1 protein-coding gene is annotated in these 1,056 nt (G+C 56.7%); it reads right to left on the bottom strand.

From position 1 onward, the window contains the following. Positions 1-9: 9 nt before the first annotated feature. Positions 10-954: an IS30 family transposase gene (locus ACTRXI_RS16280; protein WP_474264284.1), complete on the bottom strand. Its 945-nt coding sequence runs from the start codon at positions 952-954 to the stop codon at positions 10-12. Between the last annotated feature and the right edge of the window lie 102 nt (positions 955-1,056).

Here is a 1,056-nt window from a genome sequence, read left to right as displayed (position 1 = left end):
CTTAGATTGTCAATTTAAGCGCAACACTTCTTCGTGAAACACTTCTTCCGTGGTTTTCCCATGCAAACAATTTCTGGGGCGACGTTGAATCAGTCCGGTCACGTAGTCGACTTCCTTCCGGGTCAGGCGAGCCAAATCCATGCCCTTCGGGAAAAATTCCCGGAGAAGACCGTTGGTATTTTCATTGGTCCCCCGCTGCCAGGCGGCGTAGGGGTCGGCAAAATAAACGGGCACGCCCCGGGCTTCGAGGGCGGGAAAGCAGGCAAACTCCTTGCCCCGATCCACGGTCATGCTTTCGAAGACACCGCGGGGATACTGGTCCATCAGCGTTTCCACGGCGGCAGCCACGGTCCCGGACCGGCGGTCCGGCATCGGAACAGCCAACAGGTACCGGCTTTTGCGTTCGGTGAGCGTGACCAAACAGCCTTTGCTTTTTCCGCGTGAGGACACGATCGTATCCATTTCCCAGTGCCCGAAGGTTTGCCGGGTATCTACGACGGCAGGACGTTCTTCGATGCGCCGGCCGATGGTAAAGCGGCCTCGGGTTTCCCTTGCCTTCTTCCGTTTGCCTTTCTGGCGGAGGCATCGCAGGTCCCCCTGAACCACCAGCCCCTGATACAGCCATCGGTAAATGGTCCGGCATCCTACCGTGATCTCCGGGGCATACCGCGCGATTTGTTCGGGCGACCAGGTGGCATAGAGATGATGACTAATGACCTGAAGCAGTTCGGGCGTCGCCTGGCTTTTTCGCCCGCAGGCCTTCCGGCGCTGATGATAGGATTCCTGCGCTCGGTGAGCCTGATACGTAACGGAAGAGGCCTGGCGCCGGCGTTCCCGGGAAATGGTTGATGGATGCCGGCCCAGAAAAGCCGCAATCCGACGGGTGGACCAGTGGAGGCTCGTCAGAGCCTCTAGTTGCCCGCGTTCGATCATGGTAAGATGAGAGTAGCTCATGGTATCCCTCCGTGTGAGTGTTTGGTGGTACTTTCATTTTACACTGGGATACCATGGGTGTTTTTTATTTTTTAGGTGTTGCGCTTAATATTACAATTCAAG

This window comes from Marinococcus sp. LNHM4E3-1, from assembly GCF_056034405.1.
The sequence above is the reverse complement of the archived record's forward strand: the minus strand, read 5'-3'. Positions and strand labels throughout refer to the sequence as shown.

Coding starts and splice junctions, on each gene's coding strand:
- ACTRXI_RS16280 (WP_474264284.1), bottom strand. CDS start 954: ATGAGCTACTCTCATCTTACCATGATCGAACGCGGGCAACTAGAGGCT.